Annotated in this window: 9 protein-coding genes; 7 read left to right on the top strand and 2 right to left on the bottom strand. The window is 54.3% G+C overall.

The genetic code is table 11. The annotated features are described in order from the left end of the window. Together dnaB and alr are read left to right on the top strand one after the other, a co-directional pair. Positions 1-1,107, top strand: a 1,107-nt coding sequence (gene dnaB / locus ACLQ7H_RS18955) for a replicative DNA helicase (protein WP_411754000.1), incomplete at its 5' end; no start/stop codon positions are given. A 17-nt stretch (positions 1,108-1,124) separates the two neighbouring features. Beyond that, on the top strand, positions 1,125-2,204 hold the full coding sequence (gene alr, locus ACLQ7H_RS18950; RefSeq protein ID WP_411753999.1) for an alanine racemase: 1,080 nt from the start codon (positions 1,125-1,127) through the stop codon (positions 2,202-2,204). 185 nt (positions 2,205-2,389) lie between these two features. Here alr and ACLQ7H_RS18945 read toward each other — a convergent pair whose 3' ends face one another. Continuing rightward, positions 2,390-3,157 carry a transporter substrate-binding domain-containing protein gene (locus tag ACLQ7H_RS18945; RefSeq protein ID WP_021180806.1) on the bottom strand — a complete coding sequence of 256 codons (768 nt, stop codon included), beginning with the start codon at positions 3,155-3,157 and terminating at the stop codon, positions 2,390-2,392. A 224-nt stretch (positions 3,158-3,381) separates the two neighbouring features. Here ACLQ7H_RS18945 and ACLQ7H_RS18940 point away from each other — a divergent pair, with 224 nt between their 5' ends. The 4 genes from ACLQ7H_RS18940 (at position 3,382) to ACLQ7H_RS18925 (ending at position 6,515) form a co-directional block, all read left to right on the top strand. Next, entirely contained in the window at positions 3,382-3,849 is a 468-nt protein-coding gene (locus ACLQ7H_RS18940) for an Lrp/AsnC family transcriptional regulator (RefSeq protein ID WP_024528003.1), read from the top strand. A gap of 74 nt (positions 3,850-3,923) precedes the next feature. Next, on the top strand, positions 3,924-5,117 hold the full coding sequence (locus ACLQ7H_RS18935; RefSeq protein ID WP_411753998.1) for an amino acid aminotransferase: 1,194 nt from the start codon (positions 3,924-3,926) through the stop codon (positions 5,115-5,117). Between the two features lie 246 nt (positions 5,118-5,363). Further along, entirely contained in the window at positions 5,364-5,717 is a 354-nt protein-coding gene (locus tag ACLQ7H_RS18930; RefSeq protein ID WP_411753997.1) for an MmcQ/YjbR family DNA-binding protein, read from the top strand. Between the two features lie 378 nt (positions 5,718-6,095). Then, a complete protein-coding gene (locus tag ACLQ7H_RS18925; RefSeq protein WP_411753996.1) occupies positions 6,096-6,515 on the top strand; it encodes a DUF1090 domain-containing protein in 420 nt (139 codons plus the stop codon). A gap of 231 nt (positions 6,516-6,746) precedes the next feature. Here ACLQ7H_RS18925 and uvrA read toward each other — a convergent pair whose 3' ends face one another. Then, entirely contained in the window at positions 6,747-9,575 is a 2,829-nt protein-coding gene (gene uvrA / locus ACLQ7H_RS18920) for an excinuclease ABC subunit UvrA (protein WP_411753995.1), read from the bottom strand. Between the two features lie 288 nt (positions 9,576-9,863). Between uvrA and ACLQ7H_RS18915 the strand changes: the two genes are divergently transcribed. Beyond that, on the top strand, positions 9,864-10,342 hold a 479-nt coding region (locus ACLQ7H_RS18915), incomplete at its 3' end, for a single-stranded DNA-binding protein (RefSeq protein WP_411753994.1).

Below are 10,342 nucleotides of genomic sequence, written 5' to 3'. Positions count from 1 at the left end.
GCCTATCTGGCCGAATTATCGAAAAATACCCCCAGTGCGGCCAACATCGGTGCGTATGCCGATATCGTGCGTGAACGTGCGGTAGTCCGTGAAATGATCTCCGTCGCCAACGAAATCGCCGATGCGGGTTACGATCCGCAAGGGCGCAGTAGCGAAGATCTGCTCGATCTGGCCGAATCCCGGGTATTCCAGATCGCGGAAAACCGTGCCAGCAAAGATGAAGGCCCCAAAGGTATCGAACGTATTCTGGAAGATACCGTCGCCCGCATTGAGCAGCTCTATCAGCAGCCGCACGACGGTGTAACCGGCGTAGACACCGGCTATCACGATCTCAACAAGAAAACCGCCGGTCTGCAAAAATCTGACCTGATCATCGTCGCGGCCCGCCCAGCAATGGGTAAAACCACCTTCGCGATGAACCTGTGCGAACACGCCGCGATGACACAGGATAAACCGGTGCTGATCTTCAGCCTGGAGATGCCCTGCAACCAGATCATGATGCGTATGCTAGCCTCTCTGTCGCGCGTGGATCAGACCCGTATCCGTACCGGCCAACTGGATGACGAGGATTGGGCGCGGATCTCGAGCACCATGGGGATCCTGCTGGAGAAGCGCAATATGTATATTGACGACTCCTCTGGCCTGACGCCAACCGAAGTGCGCTCACGCGCGCGGCGTATTTTCCGTGAACATGACGGGATCAGCCTGATCATGATCGACTACCTGCAGTTGATGCGCGTGCCGTCACTCTCCGACAACCGTACCTTGGAGATTGCCGAGATCTCCCGCTCGCTCAAAGCCTTGGCGAAAGAGCTGCAGGTGCCGGTAGTGGCGCTGTCGCAGTTGAACCGTAGCCTGGAACAGCGTGCTGATAAGCGCCCGGTCAACTCCGACCTGCGTGAATCCGGTTCCATCGAGCAGGATGCCGACCTGATTATGTTCATCTACCGTGATGAGGTTTATCACGAGAACAGCGATCTGAAAGGGATTGCCGAAATTATTCTGGGTAAGCAGCGTAACGGCCCGATCGGTACCGTACGCCTGACCTTTAACGGCCAGTGGTCACGCTTCGATAACTATGCGGGGCCACAATATGATGATGAATAATCAGCTAAGGAATTGAAATGAAAGCGGCAACTGCTGTCATCGATCGCCGCGCTCTGCGACATAACCTGCAACAGGTCCGTCGCTTGGCGCCGCAAAGCCGCCTGATTGCCGTGGTGAAAGCCAACGCCTATGGACATGGCCTGTTGGCAACGGCTCACACCTTGCAAGATGCCGATTGTTACGGCGTGGCGCGTATCGGCGAAGCGCTGATGCTGCGTGCCGGTGGCATAGTCAAACCGATCCTGCTGCTGGAAGGCTTCTTCTGTGCCGAAGATCTGCCTGCGCTGGTGGCGAATAATATCGAAACCGCCATTCACAGCATCGAGCAGCTTGAGGCGCTGGAGCAGAATGAGCTGGCGCTCCCGGTGTCGGTATGGATGAAGCTGGACAGCGGTATGCATCGCCTGGGTGTTCGTCCGGAACAGGCTGAGGCGTTCTACCAGCGTTTGAGTGCCTGTCGTAACGTGGTGCAGCCGATCAATATCATGAGCCACTTCAGCCGTGCCGACGAGCCTCTGGTGGATGCGACAGAAAAGCAAATCAGCTGCTTTGAGCACTTCGCCAACGATAAGCCGGGCCTGAAGTCGATCGCGGCTTCCGGCGGGATCTTGCTGTGGCCACAGGCTCATCGTGACTGGGTACGTCCAGGGATTATCCTGTATGGCGTATCCCCGTTGGAAGAACCTTACGCCGATCACTTTGGGCTACAACCTGCCATGACGCTGAAATCCAGCCTGATCGCGGTGCGTGAGCACCGAGCCGGGGAACCGGTAGGCTACGGCGGACTATGGGTGAGTGCACGAGATACCCGCCTGGGCGTGGTAGCGATGGGCTATGGCGACGGTTATCCACGCAGTGCGCCTTCTGGCACGCCGGTATGGCTGAACGGACGCGAAGTGCCGATTGTTGGCCGGGTATCCATGGATATGATTTCCGTCGATTTGGGGCCGGACGCCAGCGATAAAGTGGGTGATGAAGTGGTGCTGTGGGGTACTGAGTTGCCGGTTGAGCGGGTGGCTGCCTTTAGCGGCATTAGCGCCTATGAGCTGATCACCAAGCTGACCCAGCGCGTTACGATGGAATATATCGGCGAGTAATTTCCCTCACCCCAACCCTCTCCTTTAGTGAGAGGGAGCTGATAGCCTCTGCTCTTTTGGTAGTCATTAGATAATCTTGGCAATCTAAGGTGAGACAGTCGGTGCTCAGGATCAATCACTATATTTTCAGCCTAACTCGATCGGTTCCCTCTCCCTGTGGGAGAGGGTTAGGGTGAGGGGCAATCTTACTTCTTCACCGCCAGCCACTGGCCAATAATCTTCTGATACTCCCCGCTGGCCTTGCTCAAGTGCAGCCACTGATCGACATACAGCTTCCAACTCATATCATCACGCGGCAGCATATAAGCCTTCTCACCGTATTGCATCGGCTTATCCGGGTTCACCGCACACAGTTTGGGATAACGTTTCTGCTGGTACAGCGCTTCGGAGGCATCGGTGATCATCACGTCGGCCTTACGGTCCACCAACTGCTGGAAAATGCCCATATTATCGTGGGACAGCGTCAGGTTGGCCTTGGGAAGATGAGCACGAACAAAGGCTTCGTTGGTGCCACCGGCCGGCTCGATCAGCCGCACCGCAGGTTTATTAATCTGCTCAATGGTGCGGTATTTTTTCACGTCAGTACAACGCACCAGCGGGATCTTGCCGTCGGTATCAAGCCGCTCGGCAAAAAACACCTGTTTTTGGCGCTCCAGCGTCACTGAAATCCCACCCATGGCGATATCACATTTCCCGGCCACAAAGTCAGGCGTCAGAGTTTTCCAGGTGGTTTTAACCCATTTCACTTTGGCTCCCAGACTGTTGGCCAGCGATTCGGCCATGGCAATATCAATGCCTTCGTAGCTGCCATCCTCTTTCAGGAAGGTGTAGGGCTTGTAATCGCCGGTGGTACAGACCGTCAGCGTTTTTTGCTGCAATACCTTGTCCAGATTGGATTGTGCGCTGGCGCTCCCGGTGGCGACCAGCAAGGCGAGAGGCAATAGTTTTTTCATCAAATTTCCTTTTCATGTCGACAAATACATTTGTGGTTTTATGCGCGCTTTTGCCGTTAATTGTTGTTGGTTTGCGTAATTTGGCCGTTTTTTATGCCATTTCTGAGCAAGGAAGCTGGCTTTGCTGCTATGTCTCTCACAACCCGCCAGCACCGATGTTTGCAAGGCTAAAAAAGCTGCTAGTCTGTAGCGTCAACATTTATTAACACATTTTACAGGTGGCTATGTACAACATTGACGATTTTGATATGAAAATCCTGACGCTGTTACAGGCCAATGGTCGTCTGACCAATCAGGAACTGAGCGAACTGGTTGGGCTTTCGGCCTCGCAATGCTCGCGCCGCCGTATCAGCCTGGAGCAGGCCCAGTTGATCAAAGGGTATCACGCTCGGTTGGCACCAGAGGCGGTAGGATTGGGGTTGGTGGGGTTGATCGAGGTAAGCCTACTGACCCATACCCAAGAGCAGATCGACAGTTTTCATCAGATGCTGGCAGAAGTGGATGCCATTGTTGACGTTTACAAAACCACCGGCGATGCCGACTATCTGCTGAAAGTGGCGGTAGCAGACCTGCCCGCGCTAAGTGAGTTTATCAGCCAGACGCTTTCCCGCCATAAAAGCGTCGGGCATATCAAAACGGCGGTGGTACTGGAACGGATCAAAGAAAACGGTTTGCTACCGGTGGCGAGATAAAGCTAAAACCCAACGCCGATTTGTGGCTATATTAAGGAAAGTACCCGAACAACCAAAATCAGGAGAACCAACCCGTGTTCCAGAATGTTGAAGCCTATGCAGGTGACCCGATCCTGTCGCTGATGGAAAAATTCAAAAAAGATCCCCGTGCGCACAAGGTGAACCTGAGTATTGGCCTTTACTACAATGAGCAAGGCATCATTCCACAGATGAAGGCCGTTGCTGCTGCTGAAGCCCAACTTAACAGCGTTGAGCAGGGGGCCTCGGTCTACCTGCCGATGGAAGGCCTACAGCCTTACCGCAGCGCAATCCAACAACTGTTGTTCGGCGCCGAACACCCCATGCTGCAACAGGGGCGTATCGCCCCCATTCAAACCGTGGGCGGCTCTGGGGCGTTGAAAGTGGGTGCCGACTTCCTGAAAAGCTATTTCCCGGACTCTCAGGTTTGGGTCAGCGATCCGACTTGGGAAAACCACGTAGCCATCTTTGGCGGTGCCGGTTTTAAAGTGAATACTTACCCCTATTTCGACGGTGAAAAACTGGGGGTGAAATTTGATGCCATGCTGAACACGTTGCAACAGTTGCCAGCCAAGAGCATTGCGCTGCTGCATCCTTGTTGCCATAACCCGACCGGTTCCGATCTCACCAATGCCCAGTGGGATCAGGTGGTTAAAGTGATCGCCGAACGTGAACTGATCCCGTTCCTCGATATCGCTTATCAAGGCTTTGGTGGCGGAATGGATCAGGATGCCTATGCCATTCGCGCCATCGCGGCTGCCGGTTTGCCGTGCCTGGTGAGTAACTCATTCTCGAAAATCTTCTCGCTGTACGGTGAGCGCGTGGGTGGGCTTTCTGTGGTGTGTGAAAGCAGCGAAGCCGCTGAACGCGTGCTGGGGCAGTTGAAAGCGACCGTGCGCCGTAACTACTCCAGCCCACCGAACTTCGGTGCGCAGGTGGTGGCAAAAGTGCTGAACGATGCGCAGTTGAAAGCGCAATGGCTGGCCGAAGTGGAGTCCATGCGCAGCCGTATTCTGGAGATGCGTAAAGCGTTGGTCGAAACGCTCAAGGGCGCGTTGCCACAGCGTAACTTCGATTACCTGCTCGAGCAGCGTGGCATGTTCAGCTACACCGGCTTCAGTGCGGCTCAGGTTGACCGGCTGCGTGAAGAGTTCGGTGTCTATCTGATCCACAGCGGTCGTATGTGCGTGGCGGGTCTGAACCACAATAACGTCCGTCAAGTGGCTGAGGCGTTTACCGCGGTGCAGTAACAGCCTTAATGCAGTGGTCTAAGGGGCGATAGCGATATCGCCCCTTGTTGTTTCTGCGTGCTGACGGTTGCCGCCAACTGGATAAAGAATATACTGATTGAGGGCGTTCGGACTATTCGTAGACGCCATTCAGCTTTGCTTGCAGACGGTAGGCGCGGTTCTCTAGCTAACTGGCAAAGCATCTGGCTGGCAACAGCCTATTCACAGTGGTTCGCGCCGCATTGTGCCTTTCGGGGAAATAACCCAATGAATAACTCAGCACTGCTGGAATACTGCATGGCGAAACCTGGCGCACACCAAAGCGATCAAAACCAATGGCGGGCCAGCCAGATCAAGGTGGGTGATGTCATGTTTGCTATGGTGTGTGAAGTGCAGGGCCGCCCGGCGTTGGCGATCAAAAGCAGCCCGGAGCTGGCGGAAAGCCTGCGTGAGCAGCATCCTGAAATCGTCCCCTGCGAACATCTGAATAAAGCCCACTGGAACGCGGTGTTTCTGGACGGCAACCTACCCAACTCGCAGTTTTATCACTTGATCGACAGCTCATATCAGTTGGTGCTGGAAGGGTTGCCCGAACAGGTGCGCCAAGAGCTGCGCATTTGAATTTATAGGTGGCCAGGCCTGTTGGCTCAAGAGTGGCAGCAGGCCAAGAGGACTACGTCCCCCCCGATACCTATGGGGAAATTTTATTTTGTAGGCCAATATTGTTTACTACGTTATTTAGTTCTGAGAAACAGGATTGGCAAGGTTTTTTTGAGGTTAATTACACTAATTGGATTATTTTCTATTAATTGGTGATAATTTAAAGATTGATAAAAATAGGTTGATAATTTATTTTCAATAGCGCAGTGCTGTTAATTGAGAGAGTTCTCATTGGAATTTAAATTATGACTGTGTTATTAATGCATTTATATTAATCTGCTTAAAAGGCAAATAAGGATAAGGGATCCGTGGGGGAACCCACTAAAAGGAAATTTAATTATGAAACCGCATCATTCAATACTTTTGCTACTGCCGCTGCTCGTTTATTCCTCATTATCATTGGCTGCGCCAAATTGCGCAATAAAAGAACAAAAACTGCGAGAACAGCTCGATTACGCGACGCGTTATGGCAATGTTCATCGTGTTGAGGGGCTTAATCGGGCCTTGGCCAATGTGCAGACCTACTGCCACGGTGGTTACCAAGGTCGTTATAATAGATACGATTATGCGCCTGCCACTCAGCCGTTAGAATTTGATCGCCAGTATCAAATTGCCAAGAAGCAACGAAAGATAGAAAAAAGAAAACAAGAGTTGCATGAAGCACAGCTCAAAGGCAAGCCGAGCAAAATTGCTAAACGACAGAGAAAATTAGCCGAAGCCGAATTTGAATTGAAGCAGGTGCAGTCATGGGGAGGGTAACCTGGCCGATATGAGCAGATGTTAGCCTCAGATAAATAATGCCGAGTTTTGCTGGTGATAGTTATTTGGCCACTGAGCCAGCACGTTAAGCGTTTTACATATCCGTGTGATAGTTAAAACCCTCAAATCCGCTGCTGCCTTACTACGGTGGAAACTTATTGTTGTCCCTAGGGTGCGCCGTAATAACGGCCAACATGCCGAGCTTAGGTGTTCGGCATGTTGGCCACGGTCTTATCTTTGCAACATCGGTTTCAGGAACCGTGCGGTGTGAGACTCTTTACAGTCGGCCACGGTTTCCGGCGTGCCGGACACCAGGATCTCACCGCCGCCGCTGCCGCCTTCCGGGCCCAGATCGACGATCCAGTCCGCCGTCTTGATGACGTCCAGGTTGTGTTCAATCACCACGATGGTGTTGCCCTGATCGCGTAACTGATGCAGCACCGCCAGCAACTGCTGAATATCGGCGAAGTGCAAACCGGTGGTGGGTTCATCAAGGATATACAGCGTCTGGCCAGTACCCCGTTTCGACAGCTCACGCGCCAGTTTCACACGTTGCGCCTCACCGCCGGAAAGGGTGGTGGCCGACTGCCCGAGACGGATATAAGAAAGCCCTACCTCCATCAGCGTTTGCAGCTTGCGCGCCAAGGCTGGCACGGCATCGAAGAAATCACGGGCTTCCTCAATGGTCATTTCCAGCACTTCGTGGATGTTTTTGCCCTTGTACTTCACTTCCAGCGTTTCGCGGTTATAGCGTTTGCCTTTGCATTGATCGCAAGGCACGTAGATGTCCGGCAGGAAGTGCATCTCAACCTTGATCACGCCGTCGCCTTGGCAGGCTTCGCAGCGGCCACCCTTGACGTTAAAGCTGAAGCGGCCCGGCGTATAGCCACGGGTACGGGATTCAGGTACCCCGGCAAACAGTTCACGCACCGGGGTGAAGATCCCGGTGTAGGTGGCCGGGTTAGAGCGTGGGGTACGGCCAATTGGGCTCTGATCGATATCGATCACCTTGTCGAAATGCTCCAGGCCGGTCACTTCGCGGTAGGGAGCGGCTTCGGCAATGGTTGCACCGTTGAGCTGGCGTTGGGCGATCGGGAACAGCGTATCGTTGATCAACGTTGACTTGCCTGAACCGGAAACCCCGGTAATGCAGGTAAACAGCCCGACAGGTAGCGTAAGCGTCACGTCTTTCAGGTTGTTGCCGCGTGCGCCGCTGAGTTTCAGCACTTTGGTCGGATCCGCGGGCACGCGTTCGCCCGGAATGGCGATTGAGCGCTTGCCGCTAAGGAACTGGCCGGTCAGCGAGTCTGGTTGGGCCATGATGTCATCGACGGTGCCTTCTGCTACCACTTGGCCGCCGTGAACACCGGCACCAGGGCCGATATCGATCACGTGGTCGGCCGCGCGGATCGCGTCTTCATCGTGTTCTACCACGATCACCGTGTTACCCAGGTTACGCAGGTGGATCAGGGTTTCCAGCAGGCGCTCATTATCGCGCTGGTGCAGGCCAATGGAAGGCTCATCCAGCACGTACATCACACCTACCAGGCCAGCACCGATCTGGCTAGCCAGGCGGATACGCTGGGCTTCACCGCCGGACAGCGTTTCCGCAGAGCGTGACAGTGAAAGGTAGTTCAGCCCGACGTTAACCAGGAACTTCAGACGATCGCCGATCTCTTTCAACACCTTCTCGGCGATCTGGGCACGTTGACCGCTCAGCTTCATATTCTGGAAGAAGGTCATGGCATGGCCGATGCTGAGCTCGGAGATCTCCGGCAGCGTAGTATCTTCCACGAACACGTTACGGGCTTCTTCACGCAGGCGGGTGCCACGGCACGAGGCGCAAGGACGGTTGCTGATAAATTTGGCCAGCTCTTCACGAACCGCGCTGGATTCGGTTTCTTTGTAACGGCGCTCCATATTATGCAGCACGCCTTCAAACGGATGGCGGCGCACGGTGGTGTCACCGCGATCGTTGATGTATTTGAATTCGATCGACTCTTTGCCCGATCCGCTCAGTACCGCTTTCTGCACGTTGGCATCCAGGCTGCTGAATGGGGCTTCCACATCAAAGCTATAGTGCTCCGCCAGCGAGCGCAGCATCTGGAAATAATAGAAGTTACGGCGATCCCAACCGCGGATAGCGCCACCGGCCAGAGAAAGCTCAGGGTTCTGCACTACACGCTCAGGATCGAAGAACTGCTGCACGCCTAAACCGTCACAGGTTGGACAGGCACCGGCCGGGTTGTTGAACGAGAACAGCCGGGGTTCCAGCTCACGCATGCTGTAGCCGCAGATGGGGCAGGCAAAGTTGGCGGAGAACAGCAGCTCATCGGCCTTTTCGTCATCCATATCGGCGACGACGGCGGTACCGCCAGACAGTTCCAATGCGGTTTCAAACGACTCGGCCAGACGCTGCGCCAGATCGTCACGCACTTTGAAACGATCCACCACCACTTCAATGGTGTGTTTCTTTTGCAGCTCCAGCTTTGGCGGATCGGAGAGATCGCACACTTCACCGTCGATACGCGCGCGGATATAGCCCTGGGTTGCCAGGTTTTCCAGCGTTTTGGTGTGTTCGCCCTTACGATCTTTCACCACCGGTGCCAACAGCATCAGGCGTTTGCCTTCCGGCTGGTTGAGCACGTTATCCACCATCTGGCTGACGGTTTGTGCCGCCAACGGAACGTGGTGGTCCGGGCAACGCGGTTCGCCGACGCGGGCAAACAGCAGGCGCAGGTAATCGTGGATCTCTGTGATGGTCCCGACCGTGGAGCGCGGGTTATGCGAGGTCGATTTCTGCTCGATGGAGATTGCCGGGGACAGACCTTCAATGTGGTCGACGTCCGGTTTTTCCATCAGCGAAAGAAACTGGCGAGCGTAGGCAGAGAGCGACTCAACGTAGCGCCGCTGCCCCTCGGCATACAGGGTATCAAAAGCCAGTGAGGACTTGCCTGACCCCGACAGACCGGTGACGACGATCAGCTTGTCGCGCGGGATAATCAGGTTGATGTTTTTGAGATTGTGGGTTCGAGCACCACGAACTTCGATATTGTCCATTTACACTTCCCGTCTTGATGATACACCGCGCCTGTCTGCGTTCTTCTGCGGGCGATTTGTGTGATCTAACGCGCAATAAAACGGCTCGGCCAGTACGAAACGCATAATTATGGCACAAAAAAACCTGAATGAATATCCAGTATACGAATGCAACAAGGTCGATCGCCGGGACATTTTTGGAAGGCACTTCGCAGGTATAATCTAAGCAGGTGGCATGCTACAATTTGTGGTTTAGACTATCCAAAATGTGGTCTGAATCCACTTAAATGACTCATCGGGAGATCGAACATGGCCAGCAGAGGCGTAAACAAAGTAATTTTGGTCGGGAATCTGGGTCAAGACCCTGAAGTCCGTTACATGCCTAATGGCGGCGCAGTTGCCAACATTACCCTGGCGACCTCCGAGAGCTGGCGTGACAAGGCTACTGGCGAGCAGAAAGAAAAAACGGAATGGCACCGCGTGGTGTTGTTCGGCAAGCTGGCTGAAGTGGCGGGTGAATACCTGCGTAAAGGTTCCCAGGTTTACATCGAGGGTGCATTGCAGACCCGCAAATGGACCGATCAGGCGGGCGTAGAAAAATACACCACCGAAATCGTGGTCAACGTGGGTGGCACCATGCAGATGTTGGGTGGCCGCCAAGGTGGTGGTGCTCCAGCAGGCGGCGGCGCTCCAGCGGGTGGCCAGCAGGGCGGTTGGGGTCAACCTCAGCAGCCACAGGGTGGCAACCAGTTCAGCGGTGGTCAACAGCAGCAGGCTCGCCCAGCGCA

Source organism: Serratia sp. (in: enterobacteria), assembly GCF_046715635.1.
Taxonomy (GTDB): Bacteria; Pseudomonadota; Gammaproteobacteria; order Enterobacterales; family Enterobacteriaceae; genus Chania.
The sequence above is the reverse complement of the archived record's forward strand: the minus strand, read 5'-3'. Positions and strand labels throughout refer to the sequence as shown.